Origin of the sequence: Rhizobium sp. Leaf306, assembly GCF_001423425.1 — a bacterium.
GTDB classification, from domain to species: Bacteria; Pseudomonadota; Alphaproteobacteria; order Rhizobiales; family Rhizobiaceae; genus Neorhizobium; species Neorhizobium soli.
Genome location: NZ_LMNX01000003.1, coordinates 629,910 through 651,739, shown reverse-complemented (window position 1 = coordinate 651,739; position 21,830 = coordinate 629,910). Strand labels below are relative to the sequence as shown.

Sequence of the window (21,830 nt, the reverse complement as noted above, 5' to 3'; positions counted from 1 at the left end):
CTCCTCCAGTGTGGTGTCAGCGGGCGATCTGCCCGTCTATCAAGGATTGCGAAAGCGGTGCCGGCCGCTCGGGCTTGGTAGTGATGTCAACGGTCTGCCCCTTGTCCGCCGCGGTGCCGAAGGCTTCCATGACCTCAAGGACATGCAGAGCCAGGTCTCCGCTTGCCCGATGCGGGCGGTCGGACAGGATGGCATGAGCCATGTCCGCAACGCCGAGCGACCGGTAATTGCCATCCGCATAGGGTTCCGTCGTCGGCTGCAGCTCGAAGCTGCCGCCTTTCTTCAGCAGCTGAATGTCGCCGCCGAAGTGGTTCGGATCGGGGACAATCAGCGTTCCCTCGGTACCGTAGACCTCGAGCGGCACATGCTTGTGACCCGCGACGTCGAAGCTCATGCTGATCTGCACCACGGCTCCGTTTTCAAACGCCATGACGCTCGAAACATGCGTGGGAATATGCACCGGGATCTTCTGGCCGTTGCGAGGTTCGCTGGTGATCGTGCGCTCGTTGCGCGGAGTGACCGCAAAGCCCGCGACTTTGGCAACCGGACCCAGAAGGTTGACGAGGTCGGTGATGTAGTAAGGCCCCATATCGAGCATCGGGCCGCCGCCGGCCTCATAGTAGAAATCCGGGTTTGGATGCCAACGTTCGTGGCCGGGGCACATGAAGGTGGCGGTTCCGCCAACCGGCGTTCCCAGCACGCCCGTATCGATGATCGACCGCGCCGTCTGGTGCGAGCCGCCGAGGAACGTATCGGGTGCCGCGCCGGTCCGAAGACCAGTCGTCTTCGCGGTCTCTGCCAGCTTCTTGCCTTCCGCAAAGGTAATCCCGAGCGGCTTTTCGGAATAGGTATGCTTGCCATGAGCAAGGGCGCGAAGACCGACCTCCACATGCGCCTTGGGCACGGTTAGGTTGACGATCAGCTGGATCTCCGGATCGCCGAGCAACTCATCGATGCTCTTGGCCGAAAGGTTGAATTCTCCGGCGCGCTGCTCCGCCAGACCGTGATTGAGGTCGGCGATGCCGCGGATGTCGAGGACCGGGAAAGACGCCATCGCTTTCAGATAGGCTGACGATATGTTGCCGCATCCGATGATGCCGATGCCGAGTTTTTGCATAGTCTCCTCCCAAAGTTGCAAATATGTGGTTCGCCTGCGCTAGAGGCTCGAAGCGGGACCTGTCGTTCCCCAGGGCGACTCGTAAAGCTCCCGCAGAGCGACGACCGCCGCTCCCTGCGCCCAGGCTTCATCGGTCGACTGGTCGAAAACCAGTTCGGCGACTTCGCTGATCGAGCTCGGGATCGCGCGGGAATAGGATTGCTGCAGGCTGTCGGTAAACACCGCGCCGAGCCCCAGCGTCGAGCCGACGATGATGACGCGGGGCGGACCGAACAGCGTGACGATGTTGGCAATCGCCAGCCCGACAGCTTCGCCGGCCCTAATAGCGGCGCCCGACAAGGGATTGTTCTCGGAGGCGATCAGCGCCTGCGCATGCGCCATACCGCGCCCGAGCCGCACGGCTTCGGCGAAATGCCCCACCAGCTGCTGCTCGCCGAAAATGGCTGTCTCGCCGGCAACCGCCGAAAGCCTGAGCGTCTCCTCGGATGTCGCGCCGAGCACCAGGTCGCCGAGATTATGACTGAGACCGCCAGCTCCACGGAACACCTGCCCGTTGTGAAGAAGGGCGAGCCCCAACGTCTGCTCAAGCGAGACGATGACGAAATCGTCGAGGTCCCGGGCTTGACCGAACCAGTGATGCGACAAAGCGATCGCGTGCGCATCGCTTTCGACGATGGTCGGAAGGCCGAGCCGGCTCGTCATTTCCTCGGCGAAATTGATATCCGTCTCGCGAAAGATAGGGCTGGAGCGCACCTTTCCGGTGCGATGTTCGACAACCCCTGGCAGGCCTAAGCAGACTGTGTCGATGTCGCTCAACGAAAGACCGGCATCGACGATGCACCGCCGCACGCCGTCTTCGACGAGATCGCTGATCACGCCGATCGGCAGCCTGTCGACGCGGACAGGGATGGTGAGCTGCGACAGAACCTCGCCGCAGAAATTCGTCAGCGCGAAAACGAGGCGGTTATTGGCGATCTTTGCGCCGACGACGCGTGCCGCATCCGGGTTGAGCTCCAGCATCACCCGCGGCCTGCCCCGTGCCGCCGTATTTCTGATATCGCCCTCGTGCCTCGTCAGGATCAGTCCGTCGTCGAGCAGAGAGGCAGTGATAGCCGAGACGGTCGTGGTCGACAGCTGCGAACGTTCGCTGATCTCGACCCGGGAAATCGGGCCGCGCCTGCGGATCTTGTCCAGCACCGTGAAACGATTGATCGCCCGCATCAATTCTGGATCTGCAGTCTTCATGGAAAGCCGGATGCCCGTATCGCTATGACGTTTGATTCCGATATTTATGTCGGATCGCGAATTAAATAGCGTCGACGAACTGCCTCTTGTCAAGCCAATGTGAGCAAAACTTCAGCGGGTGCGGTTGACAATGATGTAAATGTCGTTTGAATTAATCCGCATAAGGGAAAAATTGAGGATGGTTGTTTCCCTTTGGAGGAGGAAGAATGACCTATCACCACAACGCAACGTCCTATACGGGCGTTCGGATCACTGCGCTCGCCGCAGCCACTGCACTTTCGACGCTTTTCGGGACCCATACGGCAACTGCTGCACAAACGGTCGTCAAGTGGATGCACGTCGAAACCGTACCCGCCTATATCAAGACGTGGGAAGACATCGCCAAGAAATATGAAACGCAGCATCCGGATGTCGATATCCAGCTGCAGTTTCTCGAAAACGAAGCGTTCAAGGCCAAGTTGCCGACGCTTCTGCAGTCCGACGCGGCGCCTGACTTCTTCTACAGCTGGGGTGGCGGCGTTCTTCGTCAGCAGTCCCAGACGGGCGCCCTGATGGACCTGACGGAGGCCATGAACGCAAACGGCGGCGAATGGGCCAAGACCTACAAGCCAGCCGCCGTCGCCGGCCTGACATTCGATGACAAGATCTATGCCGTCCCTTACCGCATGGGGACCGTCAGCTTCTTCTACAACAAGGAGTTGTTCGCCAAGGCAGGCGTCAAGGCCGAAGACATCAAGACCTGGGACGATTTCCTGGGAGCGGTCAAGACGTTGAAAGGTGCCGGCATTGCACCGATCGCAGGTGGCGGTGGCGATAAGTGGCCGCTGCATTTCTACTGGAGCTTCCTCGTCATGCGCAATGGCGGCGAAGCGGTGTTCGAAGCCGCCAAGAATAAGGAAGGCGAAGGCTTCATGCACCCTGCGGTGATCAAGGCCGGCGAGCAACTGGCAGAGCTCGGGAAGCTTCAGCCTTTCCAGAATGGCTATCTCGGCGCCAACTGGCCGCAGACGCTCGGTGCGTTCGGCGATGGACGGGCTGCAATGCTTCTCGGCTTTGAAAATACCGAGCCAAACCAGCGCAAGAATGCCGGCGACGGCAAGGGGCTTGCTGCCGACAACATCGGCCGCTTCGGGTTCCCGATTGTCGAAGGCGGCGCCGGCAAAGCCACCGATACGCTGGGCGGGCTGAACGGCTGGGGCGTCAGCAAGAACGCTTCGCCGGCGGCTGTCGATTTCCTCCGCTTCCTGACCAGTCAGGAGATGGAGCGGCAGATGGCCTCCGAAGGGATGATCATTCCTGCGGCTGTCGATGCCGAGGAAGGCTTGAAAAACCCGCTGATGCGGGAATCTGCCGACCAGCTCGCCGCATCCACCTGGCACCAGAACTTCTTCGACCAGGATCTCGGTCCATCGGTTGGCCGCGTCGTCAATGATGTCTCGGTCGAAATTCTCGCCGGGCAGATGACCGCCGAAGAGGGAGCGCAGGCAATCCAGGACGCGACCGAACTGGAGTAAGCCGACAAGCCGGTGGCGGCAGCGCCGTCACCGGCAACGGCACTTCTGAATTGGTGCGACAAGGATAGACCGGATGAACAACATGACCGCGAAGATCAGCGGCGCCTCCGTCATGGGTGTGCCGGAAAAGGTGCGCTACAAAAGCCCGACCGCGCGTGGCCGATTGCCGGCGCTGATCATCTTCCTGCCGCCCGCCCTGCTTCTGTTCACGCTCTTTGTGATCCTGCCCATGGGCGAAGCCGCGTGGTACAGTTTCTATCGCTGGAACGGCTACGGCACGCCGACCGAATTTGTGGGCATTCGCAATTTCGAGGTGCTGTTCAACAACGCCGCCTTTTCGACCGCTTTGATCAACAATGGCCTGATCATCGTCGTGTCCCTGCTGCTGCAGGTGCCGCTGGCAATCTGGCTGGCGGTGATGCTCGGCAAGAAGATCAGAGGCGTCGTCGCATTCCGGCTGATCTTCTTTCTACCTTATGTTCTGGCCGACGTGGCCGCCGGTCTCATCTGGCGCTTCGTCTATGACGGTGACTATGGATTGTTCGCCGCAATCGCCGGCTTTCTCGGCGTAGCGACACCGTATGTTCTAGCTGACAGGGATCTTGCGATCTACGCGGTGCTGGCCGTCGTCATCTGGAAATATTTCGGCTTTCACATGATGCTGTTCATCGCCGGCCTCCAGTCGATCGACAAGAGCGTCATGGAAGCGGCCGAGATCGACGGTGCGACCGGCTGGCAGAAATTCCGCTACGTCACCTTGCCACTGCTCGGATCGACCGTGCGCCTGTCCGTCTTCTTTGCCATCATCGGATCGCTGCAACTGTTCGACCTGATCATGCCGCTGACCGGCGGCGGTCCGTCGAACTCGACGCAGACCATGGTCACCTTTCTCTACACCTACGGCGTCACGCGCATGCAGGTCGGATTGGGGAGCGCCGTCGGCGTCGTCCTGTTCGTCATTTGTGTAACGATCGCCTTCGGTTACAAAAGGATATTCATGCGAAATGACTGACACATCGTCCACAGTCCGCGTGTCCACAGCAACGCGCCTCTATGTCTATGTTTCGCTGTCGCTGGTCGCTGCCATCGTGCTCGTTCCGCTTGTGACCACGGCATTAGGCGGCTTCAAGACGCTCGGCGACCTCCGGCTCAATCCGTTCGGACTGCCCAGCGAATGGGTCTGGTCCAACTATGTCGATATCCTGTTTGGAGAGCGCTACTGGCGCCAGATGATGAACTCGCTGATCATCGCCTGCGTTACCGTGTTCCTGACACTCGTCGTCTCGTCGATGGCGGCTTTCTGTTTTGCGCATATCCGTTTCTTCGGCTCAAACCAGCTGCTGAACTACTTTCTGATCGGGCTGATGTTTCCGGCAGCAACGGCAATTCTCCCGTTGTTCATCCGCATTCGCGATCTTGGCCTGCTCGACTCCTATTGGGGCGTGATCCTGCCGCAGGTCGCATTCGGGCTCGGCATGAGCATCCTTCTGTTCCGCAACTATTTCCGCAATCTGCCGGAAGAGCTGTTTCAGGCGGCGTTTGTCGATGGCTGCGGCTATATCCGCTTCTTCTGGTACATATCGTTGCCGCTATCGCGGCCGATCGTGGCAACCGTGGGCATCGTCACCTTCGTCAGCAGCTGGAACAGCTACATCCTGCCGCTGATCATGCTGAACACCGAGAGCAAATATCCGTGGCCTCTCGGCATCATGGTCTATCGCGGTGAGTTCGGCACCGATTGGCAGCTGGTGCTTGCCTTTATCACGCTCACCATCCTGCCGACGATCATCGTCTTCTTCCTGGCCCAGAAACACATCATCGCAGGCCTTACCGCCGGCGCCGTAAAGTCTTGAATTGAAGGATTAGCATCATGGCATCGGTTGGCCTTACAAACGTTCGCAAGAGCTACGGCGCGCTCCAGGTGGTTCACGATATCTCGCTGTCGGTCGATGACGGCGAGTTCATCGCCCTGGTTGGGCCGTCGGGCTGCGGAAAGTCGACGCTGCTGCGCATGATCGCGGGGCTTGAAGACATCAGCGACGGCGAAGTCACGATCGGCGGTACGGTGGTCAACGCCATGACGCCCCGGGAACGCAACATCGCCATGGTCTTCCAGTCCTACGCGCTCTACCCGCACATGACGGTCGGCGAGAACATGGGCTTCAACCTCAAGCTTGCCGGTGTCACCAAGCCTGACATCGCCACCCGCGTCGGAGAAGCAGCCCGCATGCTGGCGCTCGAAGATCTTCTGGACCGCAAGCCCAGCCAGCTTTCCGGCGGGCAACGACAGCGCGTCGCGATGGGACGGGCGATCGTGCGCGATCCAGCCGTGTTTCTGTTCGACGAGCCCCTCTCCAACCTCGACGCCAAACTTCGCGTCCAGATGCGCACCGAGATCAAGGCGTTGCACCAGAAGGTCGGCACGACGTCCATCTACGTGACGCATGACCAGATCGAGGCGATGACCCTTGCCGACCGGATCGTCGTTCTCAACGCCGGCCGCATCGAGCAGGTCGGCACGCCGATGGAGCTCTACCGGACACCCGCCAACCTCTTCGTCGCGGGCTTCATCGGCTCACCCGCGATGAACCTTCTCGACGGCACGATCGACGGCGAAAACGACAGACCGGTCGTTCGTCTGGCGGAAGGATCCGCAATCGACATTTCACCGCTACGCAAGGTCCGTCGCGGCCAGAGCGTCAAGCTCGGGCTCCGCCCCGAACACCTGACGGCCGGCGGCGACAACATTGGCGGCGAAACGCTGCTTGTCGAACCGACGGGCGCGCAGACGCATGTGCTGTTTGAATTCGCTGGCCAGCAGATGACCGCCATTGTCGATGGAGACCATCCCGTGCGACACGGAACGCAGTTTCGCGCCGGCATCGACAAAAACCTCGTCTACGTCTTCGACCGGGAAAGCGGCGTGAGCCTCTGACGCCAATTCAGCGCTGCACGTGATCGGGCGGGTCGTGTGCCCGCGCGGCTCATCTGCGTCACAATGTCCTCGTGGTTGCAACGCATTGCATGGGTTGCCGTAACTCATTATGACCTTGGGCTGCATGATGAGCTGATAGGCGAGATGATCCGGCGTTTTGGGCAGATTAGACAGGTAGGGTTGCGCATTCTCTGCAGCCTTGCGTTTCTGCTGCTCGGATTTGCCAATTCCCATCCGACCGCCAATGCGCGCTCGATCGAGACCATCGCGATTGCGTCCTACATCCTCCCGGACGGAAGTCTGCCTGATCTTTGCCTTCCCTCGGAAGCCGGGAAAACGCATCACGATAAAGGTGAAAGCAAGATCTCCTGCGACGCCTGCCGGCATGTGACGGCATCAATACTGCCACTGCCGACAGATACGTTGGGTGCGCCGATCCTGCGCGAGATCGTGCACGCGCATTGGCAATCCAACGAAAGCCTTTCTCGGTTCGTCCTGCTGATCGGCACCTCGGCCAGAGGGCCCCCTCTTCGTAGCTGACGGAATAAGCAAAACCGATTCTGCTACATCGAAGGCGAATACCCATGTCGACAATCCGAGCGAAATTTCTTGTAGCGGCCGTGGCATTGATGCTGCCTGGCACCGCATCTTCCCAGCACATGCATGCACACGGGACCGGTAATATCACGATCGAATCCGCCTTTTCCCGCGCCATGCTGCCGGTGGCAAAGGTCGGAGGGGGTTACCTGACGATCAACAACGCCGGCGCGGCCGATCGGCTTGTCGGTGCGAAGTCTGATCGTGCCGAAGAAGTCCAGATCCACGAGATGAAGATGACCGGCGCCGTGATGGAAATGCGGGAATTGGACAACGGTATCCCCGTGCCGGCCAAGTCTACCGTCAAGCTGGAACCCGGTGGCTATCATCTCATGTTCACGAATGTCTCTAGACCTTTCAAGGAGGGCGAGACGCTGGCGGTCACGCTCATCTTTGAAAAGGCCGGGCCGATCGAGGTCGAGTTTGCCGTCGGACCGTTTGCCGGTGCGCAAAGGCCTCACGCCGCTCACGAAGGTCACGACTGATGACGAAGAACCCGTTCATGCTGGTTGCCACAACGATCTCGGCAATCTTCATCACTGTCCTCGTCGGAGTCCTCTTCTTCACGTTCAAGGATGAGCCAAGAAACACCACATTCAATACCGCGTTTTCTCTGATCAACGATCGGGGAGAAGCGGTCGATCAGTCGATCTTCAAGGGCAACCCGTCACTGGTCTATTTCGGCTACACGCATTGCCCGGAAGCCTGCCCGACGACGCTTTATGAAGTTGCTGGATACCTCAAGGAACTGGGTGAAGATGGCCTGCCGATCAAAAGCTACCTGGTCACGGTCGATCCGGAACGGGACACCCCTGACATCATGAACGGCTATGTCACCGCCTTTTCGGACCGGATCACGGGGGTGACCGGAGCGCCTGAAGAGATCCGGCGGGTGGTCGCCGGATGGCGCGCATTCGCGGAAAAGAAGCCGAACAAGAGTGGCGGCTATTCCATGAGCCACACGATGGATCTGTTCCTGATCGGTGCGGATGGCCGGTTGAAGGGGCTCATTCCCTATGGCTCGGATCCCGACGTCGCCATCAGCAAGATCCGCAGCGCGCTCCTGTAGTCTCACGAGCGGGGCCATAGCTCATGGCGGCCATCGAACCAATGTAGATGCCGACAGATACGCATCGTTTCTTAAATTAAGCCATGCTAATCTATTCTTAAGCGGTCTCTGACATTGCTTTTCCGCAAGTGTGGAAAGTGCCATGATCTCTGGTCGACATATCGGTCCGGCAAATCGGAAATCTGCACAGCAGGTTTTGACGAAAGGACCCGCGTCCGCCAAGGACAGCATTTTGTCGAAGCGACGACTTTCCGAAGCCCTCTCAACCGATGCGATCTGGCCGGCATTTCAGCCGCTTGTCGATCTGCAGAGCGGTGCGATCATCGGCTTTGAGGTTCTTGCGCGTTGGACCGATTCCGAAGCAGGTGCCATCGCACCTTCAGATTTCATTCCGTTCGCAGAAACCAGCAATCTGATTGGCGCTTTGACGCAAAAGATCGTCCAGGATGCCTGTCGCAAAGCTGCAAGCTGGAGGGGAGACTTTGTCCTCGCGATCAACCTGTCGCCGACGCAGTTTCAGGACCCAGACCTCTTCCACTTTCTGGCTTCGATAATCTCGGAAACCGGGTTTCCGATGAACCGGATCCATATCGAAATGACGGAAAGCGCACTGCTCGATGACGATACAGTCGTCCGGGAAAACATTGCATCGCTCAAGTCTGCCGGCATGGGCATCTCCCTCGACGACTTCGGGACCGGCTTTGCCAGCCTGACGCGGCTTCACGCGTTCCCCTTCGACAAACTGAAGATCGACACAAGCTTCGTGCGCTCCATGCAGCATGACAGCGGCAGCCGGAAAATCGTCGCCTCGGTCATTGGGCTGGGGCAAAGCCTTGGCATGACGGTTGTTGCCGAAGGCGTTGAAACCGAAGAACAAGCAGAAATGCTGAAGCGTCTTGGTTGCGACGTTGGACAGGGGTGGCTGTTTGGCAGACCTGTCGACGGTGATGCGACAGAACGGCATCTCGCTGTCAGCAAGCAGAAGCCACTCACGGAACGCCGCGGAACCGGCTCGCTGTTCCAACGGGTCCATCAACTGGAAACGCTCTATGAGGCGGCACCGGTCGGTCTCTGCTTTCTCGATTCAGACTTGCGCCATGTCAGTGTAAACAATCGGTTCGCTGCAATGCTGGGATTAACGCCCGAGCAGATGATCGGGCTCACCGTTCACAGTTTCATGCCGGCACGAGAGGCGCGCCGGGTCACCAAAGATCTTCAGCGAGTCCTTGCGGGCGAGCCTTTGATTGTGGACGAATATCGTCCGCCCGGAAGTGAGAACATTCTCCTCGTGGTGAACCAGCGGGTCGATGACGACGCCGGCGAGCCGATCGGCATTTCGGTCACGGCGATCGATGTTACCGGTCACAAGTCGATGGAAAAGGCGCTGACCGAGACGGAAGACCACGCACGATGGTCGATCGAACTCAGCCCCAACATTCCCTGGTCGAGCGATGCCGAAGGCATTGTCAATTTCATGGGGCCAACGCCAGACCCGACGATGTCCAGGATGCGTGACCGGATCGCGGACTGGTACGGTCGGATGCATCCGGACGACAGTTTGCGGGTTCGACGGGAATGGCTTGGATGGCTGCCATCCGGCGACCCCTTTGAAACCAGGTTTCGCATGCGTCTGCACGACGACAGCTGGCGATGGATGGTCAGTCGAGCAAAGCCTCATCGCGATGCGACCGGCAAGATCGTGAAATGGTACGGCACCATCACCGAGATCGTGCCCACGGAGGTCCCGCTGGACGGGAAAGTATCCGTGAAGGCTCCTCATGTCTGGCATGATCCGGACCAAGCTGATGTCCTGCCGACGCAACACTTGATCTCGATGCTGATGAGGATGTTTGAGTCCGCGCCCATTGCCATGGCCATCACGACGAGCGACACGAAAACCTCGAGCTACGTCAAAGTCAACGATGCCTATCTGAAGCTCACCGGCCTGAAATGGGACGAGATCAACGGAAAGAAGCTGATTTCCGAGGGTGCCGCGATCGACAATCCCGCCCGCGACAGACGGCACCGGCTGTTGCGCGAGGACGGCGCCTACGAGCTCGAAGATGTTGAAATTGCTCATTCAGATGGTACGATCATCCCAACCCTGATTTCTGCGCAACGCACGATCGTCGATGGCGTTTCATTCGATGTGGAGGTCATTGTCGATGTGTCTGCCCGCGTCAGGCAGCAGCGCGCTATCGAAAGCGCTCTGAAAACCTCCGCGCAGACCGATGCCCTGTCAGGACTCCCAAACCGAGCCTGTTTTGATGAGGTTGTTGCCGGAGAGGTTGCCCGCAACCTGCTCAATGACAGAAAGCTCGCCATCGCCTACATCGATCTCAACGGCTTCAAGATCGTCAACGACAGTCTGGGGCATTCCGCAGGCGACGAAGTCCTGCGAACGATCTCGGCGAGACTTCGCGAAAGTTTCCGAGCGACGGATTTCATCGCCAGGGTCGGAGGAGACGAGTTTGCTATTCTTCTCGACATGGATCGCAAGTTTGCGGGCGATATGCAGACCCATATTCAGGAAACGATGGAAAGGGTGTTCAAGCCGATCCCCATCGATGGCCAGGTGACATTCACGGGTGCCGCGGTCGGCGTTACGTTCCTAAGGGCCGAAGACACGCCGCAAACTTATGTCAAACGCGCTGACGACTATATGTATCTGGCGAAAGCCACCGGAAAACGGGTGGCCGTCGTGTGTTTCGGTCAGGTTCTCGATCCCCCGACGACGCATAAAGTGGACCGGACGAACGGTGTTCGCGACGGCTGAAGTGTGTCGACGGCCGAACTATCGGCAGCCGATATTTCGAGGTGTTGTGCCAAGCCCTTTCGTGCAGGGCAGGTCTGATACCTATCCAGACTGCCGCTGGTCGTCGTCAGTCCGGCGCGACTGACGACGGAGGCCGGATTGTGGCGGCATCGTCGGCCGCTGCATCGTTCTCTCCACCAAACGCGGCATCAGCCTGCTGGTTGACCTTGGTCACATCGTCGCTTTCCTGATCCGACATGTCGGCTGGATGCTCGGAACGCTTCCAGTGATCGTCATGGGACCCTTCAGGACGGCCTTCTTCCTCCCACAGTCTGTAGGCCCGTTCGCGCTGTTCCTGTTCTCTATCGGTCATGGTTGCTCCTCCTAAGTTGCGAAGACATAACCAGCGGACGGGCCCCGGGTTTCCGGGAGGCGGATGACATACAATAAAATTTTTGTCAGCTCGCCGCGCAGGCTCTGCCGGACAGCGATCGCAAGCGATTGACAAAGGCCGTTTCTTTGTCCAACCTTGGCGTCATTCCGAGGGGAGCATCGAACGGTGCTGAGATGGCGGTGAGCCGGACCCTTGAACCTGATCCGGGTCATACCGGCGTAGGAACGGAAACGGCGCAATACCGCACCTCTTTCTTATTCTCCGCTCGCCTGGATCTCCATGATGTCAAGGTCAGGAGATCAGCCATGCTTACGCTCTCGAGAGATTCCCATATAGGACGAATGCGGTTCGACGGTTTCACGCCGCGGCACTGACATGCACTCCCGGTTCGCAGCCCTCGGGCTTTTTCTGCTGCTCGTAAGCTGGCAGCTTGCCGTTCAGGTTTTTTCACTGCCGCGCTATCTTTTGCCGTCACCACTCGCGGTGGTGCAGGCATTGGCGCGTCAAAGCGGCTTCCTCGCCCACCACACGCTCGTCACCCTAAGCGAAATCCTTGCAGGTCTCATCGCAGGCAGCATTCTCGGTGCGGCGGTCGCATTTCTCGTCGTTGCATTTCCGCGCACCGGCAGGCTTGTCTGGCCGATCATTCTTATCCTGCAGACCTTTCCGGTTTTCGTGCTCGCGCCCATCCTGGTGCTCTGGCTCGGTTTCGGCATGGCGTCCAAAGTGATGATGACGACGCTCGTGATCTTTTTCCCGGTCGCCTCCTCCTTCGCAGATGGCCTGAGGCGGACGGAACCGGCGATCCTGGAAGCCGCCGCGCTGACGAGAGCGACGCCCTGGCAGATCCTTGTGAGGCTCAGAACACCGCTTGCGCTGCCGGCGCTCGTGTCCGGTCTGCGCGTCGCCGTGCCGCTCGCGCCGCTGGGTGCCGTGATCGGCGAATGGGTCGGGGCTTCAGCCGGGCTCGGCTTTGTCATGGTTCAGGCGAACGCCCGCATGCAGACCGACATCGTTTTCGCAGCCATGACCATCCTGGCCCTGACCAGCGTCGCGCTGCGCCTGGGTTTCGACCGTCTCACAAGGGGACGCCCCCAGTGGGCGACCGAGACCGAACCACAGACACAGTTATCATCGTGAGGAGAGACGACCACCCATGAAACGCATGTTTCTGGCCTTTGCCATTGCCATATCCGCCAGCATGAATGCATCCGCAACGCATGCCGCAGAAAAGCTCACCGTCATGCTCGAATGGTTCGCGAACCCGGACCATGCGCCGCTCGTGATTGCCGCCGAAAACGGCTATTTCAAAGCCGCCGGCCTCGATGTCGAGCTGGTGCCTCCCGCCGACCCGTCGACGGTGCCACGCCTCGTTGCCGCCGGTCAGGCCGATATCGGCATCCACTACCAGCCGAACCTTTATCTCGATCGTGCAGCCGGCCTGCCGCTCAAGCGGTTCGGTACACTGGTCGAAACGCCCCTGAACACGGTAACGGTTCTCGCCGATGGCCCGATCAAGAGCCTCAAGGACCTGCGCGGCAAGAAGGTCGGCTTTTCCGTCACGGGTTTCGAAGACGCGATGCTGAAACGCATGCTCGAGGGCGAAGGCATTGGGCTTACCGAGGTCGAACTGATCAACGTCAATTTCGCCCTCTCACCGTCGCTGATCGGCGGCAAGGTCGACGCCACGCTCGGCGGCTTCAGAAACTTCGAACTGACGCAGATGCGGATCGAAGGGCACGAGGGCCGTTCCTTCTTTCCGGAAGAACACGGCGTTCCCGTTTATGACGAGCTGATCTTCGTCACACGCGACGGGCTGGCGACAGATCCTCGCCTGCCCCGCTTTCTCGAAGCCGTCGAGAAGGCTGCAATCTTCCTGACCAATCACCCCGATGATGCCTGGAAACTGTTCATCAAGGCCTATCCCAACCTCGACGACCCGCTCAATCGTCAGGCGTTCACCGACACGCTGCCGCGTTTCGCCAAACGGCCTGCAGCGCTGGATCGGGGTCGCTACCAGCGCTTCGGTGAGTTCATGGCCGCGAGCGGCCTCATTCCGCAGGCGCCGCCGGTCGAAGATCTAGCGATCGAAATCCGGTGATGACAATGAACAATTCCCCGACGCCGCAACAGGCCGGCGATCTCCTGGCACGTGTGCGGGCCCGGCGCCCACGCGTCCATTGCCTGATGAACACCGTGGTGCAGAAATTCGTTGCTGACGGCATCACTGCGATCGGCGCCATCCCCTCGATGACCTCCTCCCCGGACGAAATCGTCGGTTTCGTCTCCAAGGCTGATGTCCTCGTCGTCAATCTCGGCACGCTGGATGCAGACCGCCGCAAGGTGATCGAACTGGCAGTCGAGGTCGCCAAAGAGGCCGGAAAACCCTGGGTCCTCGATCCCGTGCATAGCGACTATTCCCCCGTGCGGCTGGAGTTTGCAAAGACGTTGATCGCCCGCCGCCCAACAGTGCTGCGCGGCAACAGCGCAGAGATGGCGCTGTTCGGAGACATAGGCGAAACACTGAAAATCGAGACCGGCGCTCACGACCGCCTGACGGATGGCGCGCGAACCGCCGCTGTTCGGAATGGCCATCGATGGATGGCGGATGTCACCGGGACTGGTTGCCTGTCAGGTGGCATCATCGCAGCGTTTCTGGCCGTAGAACCGGAAGCCATGGCTGCGGCTGCTGCGGCACTAGCGACGACCGGCGTCGCCGCCGAACAGGCCGCCGGGCACGCGCACGGCCCCGGCAGTTTCGCCGTTGCCTTCCTGGATGCACTGTCAGCGCTCACGCCCGAAGAACTCAGCCTGCACGGAAGGATCGGCCATGAGATTTGATTACCGACTGAACCCGATCGTCGATGCTGGTCTCACCGATGTCGGCGACCTCGTCGGTCTCGCGGCGCTGGCTGCGAGAAGCGGCGCGACGCTGATCCAGTACCGCGACAAGACCGGCTCCACCCGGCAGATGATCGCCATGGCCAAAAGCATCAAGGCCGCCCTTGAAGGCACCGGCGTGCCGCTTGTGATCAACGACCGCGTCGATGTGGCGCTCGCTGCAGGCGCCGACGGCGTGCATCTGGGCGCTGATGACATGGATGCCGCGATCGCACGCCAACTGCTTGGCCCCGACGCCATCATCGGCCTCACCGTCAAAACACGTGCAGATGCGGAACGCGCCGGACGAGCTCAGGCCAGCTATGCCTGTATCGGCGGGGTGTTCGAGACCCTGTCGAAACAGAACCCCGATCCACCGGTTGGCCTCGAAGGCTTGCGGGATCTGCGCGAACGGTTGCGACAACTTGATCCGGCCCTCCCCGTCGGCGCGATCGCGGGCATCGGGCTCGAACAAGTGCAAAGCGTGATCGAAGCGGGTGCCGACGGTGTCGCGGTTATCTCGGCGATTTTTCGCGCACCGGACCCTGCAGACGCCTGCCGCAGTTTTCGGGGCAGGGTCGATGATGCCCTGAGCGAGGTGACGCGATGACATCCGTTGCCATGACAATCGCCGGCTCCGACAGTGGCGGAGGTGCCGGCATTCAGGCCGATATCAAGACATTTTCCGCACACGGTGTGTTCGCGACCAGCGTCATCACCGCCGTGACCGCCCAGAACACGCGGGGCGTGAGCGCCGTCGAAGACATCTCGGCGACGATGATCCGAGAGCAGATGCGCGCCGTGCTCGCCGATATTGAGGTCCATGCGATCAAGATCGGCATGGTGTCCCGCTGCGAAACAATCCACGCGGTTGCCGGGGGGCTGACACACTTTAGCGGTCCCGTCGTCCTCGATCCCGTCATGGTCGCGACCTCGGGCGATCGGCTGCTGCGCGAAGATGCGATCTCCGCCCTCATCGCCAGCCTCGTGCCGAAAGCGACGATCGTGACGCCGAACCTGCCGGAAGCTGCACTGCTGACCGGCATGCCGGTCGCCGAAACCCGGTCCGACATGACCCGTCAGGCGGAGATCATCCTCAACGCCGGAGCCCGTGCCGTGCTGATGAAGGGCGGTCACGGGTGCGGCTGCGACAGCATCGATCTCCTCTTCGACCAGTCAGGCGTGACGGAGTTCTCGGCAGCCCGTGTCAATACGAAAAACGACCATGGCACAGGCTGCACACTTGCGGCGGCGATCACCGCCGGCCTCGCCCGCGGCCTCTCGCTGCACGAGTCCGTTGGAGCTGCGAAGACCTATCTTCAGGACGCTCTCATTGCCGGGAGAAACCTCTCGATCGGCGGCGGGCATGGCCCGGTCCACCACTTCCACAAATGGTGGCCAGCATGAGCCGAGCTATCGAGGGTCCTGCAAGGGCCGGACGCCTCGCGCAGTTCGCGTCGCGGCTTGCCTCGCCGGTTGCCCTCCTTGTCATTTGGCAGATCGCCAGCATGACGGGACTGCTGTCGCCGCGCATTCTGGCCGGACCGGGCGACATCGTCGCGACAGCCAGCCGCCTCATCGCGTCCGGTGAACTGATCAACGGGCTGATCGTATCGTTCCTGCGGGTGCTTGCAGGCTTTTCGATTGCGCTCGTCGCCGGGATTGTTCTGGCTCTGATCTCCGGCCTGTCTCGGTTCGGAGAAGCGGTGATAGACCCGCCGGTCCAGATGCTGAAGGCGATGCCGTTCCTGGGTCTTCTGCCACTATTCATTCTCTGGTTCGGGATCGGCGAGATGCCGAAGATCGGGCTCGTCGCCTTCGGCGCCATCTTTCCGATCTACCTCACCCTTTACGGCGGCATTCGCGGCATTGACAGGAAGCTGATCGAGGCGGGGCAGACAATGGACCTCGGCACGACAAGCATCATTCGCCATATTATCATTCCAGGCGCCCTGCCCTCGCTGCTCGTGGGCGTCCGATACGGCCTCAGCGTCGCCTGGCTTAGCCTCGTCGTCGGCGAACAGATCAATGCCTCCAGTGGTATCGGATACACGATTTCCTATGCCCGCGACTTTATGCAGACAGATGTCATCGTCGTCTGCCTTCTAGTCTACGCCATCTTAGGCCTGCTGACCGATGGTCTCGTACGCATGATCGAGGCTTATGCGCTGCGCTGGCGTCCGGAGGTGTTCGGTTGATCCCCCTCGTCGACATCAGGCAACTCACCCGCTCGTTTGGCGGCGCGGCGGTTCTCGACGGCATTGACCTCACCACGGCGCCCGGCGAATTCGTGGCCCTGCTCGGCCGCAGCGGATCCGGAAAAACCACGCTGCTGCGCATTCTGGCCGGTCTCGACACCGCTCCAGCCGAAAAGCTTCAGCTCACCACACGGCGTTCAGTGGTTTTCCAGGAACCGCGCCTGCTTCCGTGGAAAAGTGTGATCGACAATGTCGCGCTCGGTCTGCGCCACCCGGATGCCCGAACGCTCGCCACACAGGCACTGGACGAAGTCGGCCTGTCCCACCGGCTCGATGCCTGGCCACTGACGCTCTCAGGCGGCGAGGCACAGCGATCGGCGCTTGCGCGGGCTCTCGTGCGTGAACCCGAATTGCTGCTGCTGGACGAACCCTTTGCCTCGCTCGACGCGCTGACTCGGTTGCGAATGCATGAGCTCGTCCTCGCGCTGTGGCGCAAACATCGTCCGGCGGTGCTGCTCGTCACCCACGACGTCTGGGAGGCCGTGGCGCTTGCAGACCGAATCCTGGTGCTCGATCAGGGACATTTCATCCGCGAAATCAATGTCGATATCGACCGCCCCCGCCGCCGCGACGACCGCAGAACGGGCCGCATCGAAGCGGCGCTGCTGGAAGATCTCGGCGTCCTCCCCACACAAGACTGACTTCCATGTGAAAACCGCAGATTGGACTGAGCTATGATTTCCAAGCGTACATTCCTTGCCGCTGTCATCCTCTTCAGTGCCGCCGCCGTGTTTGCCCCTCCTGTTCAGGCAGCCGATCAGGTGGTGCGGATCGGTTGGTTGCGGGGACCCAACGACATCACGCTCGTCAAATCCCGCGGAACGTTGGAAAAGGCGCTGTCCGCAAAAGGCATCAAGGTCGAGTGGGCGGGCCCGTTCCCGGCGGCCGCACCTGCGTTCGAAGCGCTCAACGCCGGCAGCATCGATATCACCGCCGGCAGCTCGACCTCGGCAATTGCAGCCCTCTCGGCCAGGATCCCGCTGGTGATCTTTGCCTATCAGAAGATGGCGTCAGGCTCTGAGGGTATCGTGGCGACGAAGGGTTCCGGCATCGCCACCATCAGGGACCTCGCGGGCAAGAAGGTGGCCGTGAACCGCGGGGGGACGGGAGAGTATCTGCTGATGCGCGGTCTGGAGACGAACGGCATCGATCCTGCAAGCGTGGAACGCGTCTATCTCAGCCCCAGCGACAGTGGCCCAAGCTTCAGCCAGGGCCATGTTGACGCCTGGGCGACCTGGGATCCGTTCCTGACCATCGCGGAAAAGGCCTATGACGGCACGGTCATCGCCGATGGCGCCGCCATCAGGTCCGACAACGCTGTCGTTCTTGTCGCGAGCCGCGAATTCGCCAAGGACAAGGCCGATCAGCTGCAGCTCGTCTTCGATGTCATCAAAGCGGAAAACGCCTGGGCAGTCGCCAACAAGCCGGAGGCCGGGGCGATCTGGGCGAAGGAAATGAACGTACCGGCGGAACTCGGGGCGAAGATCGGCGAAAACAATGCGGTGCCGACGACAGCCGTTTCGCAATCGGCCGTAAAGCAGATCAATGCCGTGGCTGAGTGGTACGCCAAAAGCGGGATCATTCCTGAAATGCCCGACATTGCCGCCGGCGTCGTCGAGCTGAAATAAATCTCGACGAGCCGGTTTTCGATCTGGAGGTCGCCGCCCGAAAAACTTCCACGCCGGCAATCATTCACCCATGACGATCTGCAGCTTCACGTCTTCCGGCCGGCCTTCCGCCGCCCGTTCGAACGCCTTGATCGACTGGTCGAAATGGAACGTGTCGGACACCAGCGGCTTGAGGTCCACCTTGCCGGCCGCTATCAGTGCGAGGGCCCGGTCGAAGACATTGGCGTAGCGGAACACGGTCTCGATCCGGCATTCGCGCGAGCAGGCGGCCGCGATATCGACCGGGACGGGTTCCGGCGGCAGGCCGACAAGCACGACGGCACCACCGGGGCGAACGATCTTGAAGATGTCGCGGATGGCGGCGGGCGCACCGGAGCATTCGAACACGATATCCGCGCCCCAGCCGTCGGTGGCGTTGTTTGTGGCTGTCACGATGTCGGTCTCGCGCAGATTGACGCCGGTAATCCCGTCATAGGTCTCGGCAAGCTTGAGCTTGGTTTCCGACAGATCGGAAATCAGCACGCGCGAGCATCCGCCAGCCAGGGCCGCCAGCGCCACCATGATGCCGATCGTGCCGCAACCGGTGACAACAGCCGTGTCGCCGGGCGTGATGCGGGCGCGGGATGCCGCCTGCATTCCGACGGCAAAGGGCTCGACCATCGCTCCCTCGGCAAACGAGACATTGTCAGCCAGCTTGTAGGTGAATGCTGCCGGATGGACGGTCTCCGGGGCGAGGATGCCATGAACCGGCGGCGTTGCCCAGAATGTCACTGCGGGATCGACATTGTAGATCCCCAACCGCGACGCCCGCGAATTCGCGTCGGGAATGCCGGGTTCCATGCAGACACGGTCGCCTTTTTTCAGGTGGCTGACGTTGGCGCCGACCTCGATCACCGTGCCGGCAGCCTCGTGGCCCAGCACCATGGGCTCGTTGACGACGAAATCGCCGATGCGACCGTGCGTGTAATAATGGACATCACTGCCGCACACGCCGACGGTGTGCAGCTTGATGCGGACGTCGTCAGGGCCAAGGTTTTGCGGCAGGTCGATATCGCGCAGGGTAAGCTCGCCGACGCGTTCGAGAACTAGTGCTTTCATGATCTTTATCTTTCTTCCATGCCGCAGACATCGCCACTGTGAACGCTCCTACGACATGAAACTAGTTGGCTTCTTGCTTTCAACTGGTATTATTTTGACATGTTGCGGTGCAAGGTGACGGGATGGCGACAACAAACCAACGGAATTTGGCGCAGCCTGTTTCGCACGCGGCCATGCGCGAGCAGATCGTTTTGCCCGGCGGCATGTCCTATCTCATCCGCCGCGACGACTATCCGAACCCGGTTGGCGTCTGGAATTATCATCCGGAATGGGAGATCCACTATATTCCCGAGGGCCAGGGTTTTGCCTATGTCGGTGATTATGTGGGGCCGTTTAAATCCGAGCATCTGATCCTCACCGGAACCAATCTGCCGCATAACTGGATCTCGCCCGGCGCCCCCTCGCTTCCCGGCCGCGATCTGGTGCTGCAATTCGATGCGGACGCGCTGATCGGCATCCGGAATGTGTGCCCTGAATTTGATGTGCTCCACAGACTGAGTTCGCTTGCCGCGCGCGGGGTCGAGATTCTCGGACCGGAGGCAGCGGAGATCGGGGCAAAGGTTCTCCGCTTGCACGAAACCCAAGGTCGCGGCGGGCTGACGCTGTTCCTCGAGATCCTCAACGAGATCGAGGCCGCTCCCCGCAAGCGCCTGCTCGCCAGCGAGCATTTCATATCATTCTACAACGAGGTGTCCGACAAACGGCATCGGCGGATCGACCAGGCCATCCAGATCCTGCAGTCCGACCCGGTCAAGCAGATGCATGAGGTTGCTGATATGGTCGGTCTAGCGCCCTCCGCATTTTCCCGCGCCTTCAGACGCCTCACGGGAATGAACTTTTCCCATTACAGCCGCTCCGTCCGGGTCTGGCGCGCTCGGACCATGCTGGCGGAAACGGAGATGCCGATCACCGGCGTCTGCTTTGAAGCAGGCTTCAACAACCTCTCCAATTTCAACCGCTATTTCCGGATGGAAACCGGGCTGACACCGCGCGCCTACCGCATGGCGGCACGGATCCGGGGCCGATCGATTGTTGCTGCTGCGTGAGTGAGCCAGCGTCAGCAAGTCGGGTGTCCCGGGCGATCGATACGCCCGGGAGACCGGGTCTCAGGCCACTTCGCAGATATCGATGATGGTCAGCATGTAGACGCGGATCATGTCGAGGAAATCAACGATGTCGACGCGCTCGTCCGGCATGGTGTTGTAACGACCGCCGGGACCGCAGACGATGCCTTCCATGCCGAGCTCATGGTAGAGATGACCGGCGTCTGTGCCATAAAAACGCGTCGGCGTAATCGCGCCCGTCGGCTGCTTTTCGCCGCGGACGGCCTCATAAGCCGCATTGATTGATGTGACGATACGGCTATCCGGCGATACTTCGAAGGGCGGCATCAGCGGGCGGCCTTCGATCATCTCGGGAACCAGCTTCGCCTTCAGGCCCGGGAACCGGCCTTCGAGCGCGCGCAACTCATTGGCCAGATCGGCGAGAACGCCTTCCTGCGTCTGGCCCGGCGCATAACGGCACGACCCTTTCAGGCGAACGAAGTCGGCCACTTGCGGCGGACGCCATTCCTCGAGGTCTCGGCCGAGCGCGCCGTGGACGACGCCCACATGGCCGCGGTTGATCGAGCGGTGGACATCGCTTCTGGCACCGCTGAAGGTCATCGCATTGATGCGCGGGATGATGTCGCAGGCGGCGGCGATCGCGTCGACGGATTCCTCGCGCTTCGACAGGTGCCGTGTGTCGCCGGTCAGTTCGATGACATAGCTCAGCGCTGCCGCGTGCATGGTGACGGCAACGAGGTCGCTCGGTTCGCTGTTGATGAAATAGTCGGCCTTCACGCCACTTTTGATGGCAGCGAGTGTCCCGACGCCGCCCTGCAATTCGCCGACGACGAAGGTCAGGATCACGTCGCCCTTGAGTTTGACGCCCGCCTCGAGCAGCGTCTTTACCGCACAGAAATAGGCGGCATCGCCGGCCTTCATGTTGGAAACGCCGATACCGTAGATGAACTTGTCGTCGACGAGCCCGGCATAGGGATCGACCGTCCAGCCTTCGGTGACCGGATTGGTATCGAGATGGCCGTTGAACAGCAGGCTCTTGCCGCCGCCTTGGCCTTTCAGGCGACCGATCGTGTTGAACCGCCGGCCATCGTCAAAGGCCTGCAGCTCGGCTTCGACGCCGATCTTTGCAAGCTCAGCCGCCATCCAGCGCGCCAGAACCTTCTCGCCCTCCGTCTCCGAATGGCTCTTGTGCTGAACCATCTTCGACAGAAAATCGAGGCAGGCCTTTTCGTCGATCCGATCCACGAGGGATTTCGGGTCCATTGTCATGCTCCTT

General features: G+C 60.6%; 22 protein-coding genes and 1 riboswitch. Of the genes, 17 read left to right on the top strand and 5 right to left on the bottom strand.

The genetic code is table 11. The features are described from left to right. Positions 1–16: 16 nt before the first annotated feature. Together ASG19_RS16365 and ASG19_RS16360 are read right to left on the bottom strand one after the other, a co-directional pair. Entirely contained in the window at positions 17–1,117 is a 1,101-nt protein-coding gene (locus ASG19_RS16365; protein ID WP_062459640.1) for a Gfo/Idh/MocA family oxidoreductase, read from the bottom strand. Positions 1,118–1,156: 39 nt separating this feature from the next. Then, a complete protein-coding gene (locus ASG19_RS16360; RefSeq protein WP_062459637.1) occupies positions 1,157–2,362 on the bottom strand; it encodes an ROK family transcriptional regulator in 1,206 nt (401 codons plus the stop codon). Between the two features lie 206 nt (positions 2,363–2,568). Here ASG19_RS16360 and ASG19_RS16355 point away from each other — a divergent pair, with 206 nt between their 5' ends. The 8 genes from ASG19_RS16355 to ASG19_RS23585 all read left to right on the top strand — a co-directional run bounded on the left by ASG19_RS16355 (position 2,569) and on the right by ASG19_RS23585 (position 11,253). Continuing rightward, positions 2,569–3,876 carry an extracellular solute-binding protein gene (locus tag ASG19_RS16355; RefSeq protein WP_062459634.1) on the top strand — a complete coding sequence of 436 codons (1,308 nt, stop codon included), beginning with the start codon at positions 2,569–2,571 and terminating at the stop codon, positions 3,874–3,876. 112 nt (positions 3,877–3,988) lie between these two features. Next, on the top strand, positions 3,989–4,888 hold the full coding sequence (locus tag ASG19_RS16350; RefSeq protein ID WP_156466558.1) for a sugar ABC transporter permease: 900 nt from the start codon (positions 3,989–3,991) through the stop codon (positions 4,886–4,888). After that, a complete protein-coding gene (locus tag ASG19_RS16345; protein WP_062459629.1) occupies positions 4,881–5,729 on the top strand; it encodes a carbohydrate ABC transporter permease in 849 nt (282 codons plus the stop codon). The genes ASG19_RS16350 and ASG19_RS16345 overlap by 8 nt, the downstream gene beginning before the upstream one ends. A gap of 17 nt (positions 5,730–5,746) precedes the next feature. Then, on the top strand, positions 5,747–6,811 hold the full coding sequence (gene ugpC, locus ASG19_RS16340) for a sn-glycerol-3-phosphate ABC transporter ATP-binding protein UgpC (protein ID WP_062459626.1): 1,065 nt from the start codon (positions 5,747–5,749) through the stop codon (positions 6,809–6,811). Positions 6,812–6,955: 144 nt separating this feature from the next. Beyond that, positions 6,956–7,351, top strand: a complete 396-nt coding sequence (locus tag ASG19_RS16335) for a hypothetical protein (protein ID WP_156466535.1) — start codon at positions 6,956–6,958, stop codon at positions 7,349–7,351. Between the two features lie 44 nt (positions 7,352–7,395). After that, positions 7,396–7,893 carry a copper chaperone PCu(A)C gene (locus tag ASG19_RS16330; RefSeq protein WP_062459619.1) on the top strand — a complete coding sequence of 166 codons (498 nt, stop codon included), beginning with the start codon at positions 7,396–7,398 and terminating at the stop codon, positions 7,891–7,893. Further along, entirely contained in the window at positions 7,893–8,477 is a 585-nt protein-coding gene (locus ASG19_RS16325) for an SCO family protein (protein ID WP_062459616.1), read from the top strand. Before ASG19_RS16330 ends, ASG19_RS16325 begins: the two co-directional genes overlap by 1 nt. Positions 8,478–8,709: 232 nt before the next feature. After that, positions 8,710–11,253 carry an EAL domain-containing protein gene (locus ASG19_RS23585; RefSeq protein WP_162238154.1) on the top strand — a complete coding sequence of 848 codons (2,544 nt, stop codon included), beginning with the start codon at positions 8,710–8,712 and terminating at the stop codon, positions 11,251–11,253. 106 nt (positions 11,254–11,359) lie between these two features. On the opposite strand, the gene ASG19_RS16315 is transcribed toward ASG19_RS23585, so the two are convergent. After that, positions 11,360–11,605 (bottom strand): DUF2934 domain-containing protein, encoded by a 246-nt coding sequence (locus tag ASG19_RS16315; RefSeq protein WP_062459613.1) that lies wholly within the window; start codon positions 11,603–11,605, stop codon positions 11,360–11,362. A gap of 160 nt (positions 11,606–11,765) precedes the next feature. Beyond that, positions 11,766–11,868, top strand: a riboswitch (TPP riboswitch). Positions 11,869–12,001: 133 nt separating this feature from the next. On the opposite strand from ASG19_RS16315, the gene ASG19_RS16310 reads away from it, so the two are divergent. Genes ASG19_RS16310 through ASG19_RS16275 form a run of 8 tightly spaced genes read left to right on the top strand, consistent with a single transcriptional unit; the run spans position 12,002 to position 18,392 of the window. Then, positions 12,002–12,766: an ABC transporter permease gene (locus ASG19_RS16310; protein ID WP_062459608.1), complete on the top strand. Its 765-nt coding sequence runs from the start codon at positions 12,002–12,004 to the stop codon at positions 12,764–12,766. Between the two features lie 16 nt (positions 12,767–12,782). Then, on the top strand, positions 12,783–13,727 hold the full coding sequence (locus ASG19_RS16305) for an ABC transporter substrate-binding protein (RefSeq protein ID WP_062459605.1): 945 nt from the start codon (positions 12,783–12,785) through the stop codon (positions 13,725–13,727). Then, positions 13,727–14,467 (top strand): hydroxyethylthiazole kinase, encoded by a 741-nt coding sequence (locus tag ASG19_RS16300; protein ID WP_062459602.1) that lies wholly within the window; start codon positions 13,727–13,729, stop codon positions 14,465–14,467. The genes ASG19_RS16305 and ASG19_RS16300 overlap by 1 nt, the downstream gene beginning before the upstream one ends. Next, positions 14,457–15,116, top strand: coding sequence for a thiamine phosphate synthase (gene thiE, locus ASG19_RS16295; RefSeq protein ID WP_062459598.1), 660 nt, complete (start codon positions 14,457–14,459; stop codon positions 15,114–15,116). The genes ASG19_RS16300 and thiE overlap by 11 nt, the downstream gene beginning before the upstream one ends. Further along, complete coding sequence (thiD, locus tag ASG19_RS16290; protein WP_062459595.1) at positions 15,113–15,913, top strand: bifunctional hydroxymethylpyrimidine kinase/phosphomethylpyrimidine kinase; 801 nt, start codon at positions 15,113–15,115, stop codon at positions 15,911–15,913. Before thiE ends, thiD begins: the two co-directional genes overlap by 4 nt. Further along, positions 15,910–16,704: an ABC transporter permease subunit gene (locus ASG19_RS16285; protein WP_244476197.1), complete on the top strand. Its 795-nt coding sequence runs from the start codon at positions 15,910–15,912 to the stop codon at positions 16,702–16,704. The genes thiD and ASG19_RS16285 overlap by 4 nt, the downstream gene beginning before the upstream one ends. Next, the gene (locus ASG19_RS16280) at positions 16,701–17,405 is read left to right on the top strand and encodes an ABC transporter ATP-binding protein (protein WP_156466534.1); all 705 of its coding nucleotides are present in this window, start codon (positions 16,701–16,703) and stop codon (positions 17,403–17,405) included. The genes ASG19_RS16285 and ASG19_RS16280 overlap by 4 nt, the downstream gene beginning before the upstream one ends. A 33-nt stretch (positions 17,406–17,438) precedes the next feature. Continuing rightward, positions 17,439–18,392 carry an aliphatic sulfonate ABC transporter substrate-binding protein gene (locus ASG19_RS16275; protein ID WP_156466533.1) on the top strand — a complete coding sequence of 318 codons (954 nt, stop codon included), beginning with the start codon at positions 17,439–17,441 and terminating at the stop codon, positions 18,390–18,392. Positions 18,393–18,452: 60 nt separating this feature from the next. On the opposite strand, the gene ASG19_RS16270 is transcribed toward ASG19_RS16275, so the two are convergent. Further along, positions 18,453–19,490, bottom strand: a complete 1,038-nt coding sequence (locus ASG19_RS16270; RefSeq protein WP_062459587.1) for an NAD(P)-dependent alcohol dehydrogenase — start codon at positions 19,488–19,490, stop codon at positions 18,453–18,455. Between the two features lie 122 nt (positions 19,491–19,612). Here ASG19_RS16270 and ASG19_RS16265 point away from each other — a divergent pair, with 122 nt between their 5' ends. Next, the gene (locus tag ASG19_RS16265; protein WP_062459585.1) at positions 19,613–20,536 is read left to right on the top strand and encodes an AraC family transcriptional regulator; all 924 of its coding nucleotides are present in this window, start codon (positions 19,613–19,615) and stop codon (positions 20,534–20,536) included. A gap of 60 nt (positions 20,537–20,596) precedes the next feature. Here ASG19_RS16265 and ASG19_RS16260 read toward each other — a convergent pair whose 3' ends face one another. After that, complete coding sequence (locus tag ASG19_RS16260) at positions 20,597–21,817, bottom strand: M20/M25/M40 family metallo-hydrolase (protein ID WP_062459583.1); 1,221 nt, start codon at positions 21,815–21,817, stop codon at positions 20,597–20,599. Between the last annotated feature and the right edge of the window lie 13 nt (positions 21,818–21,830).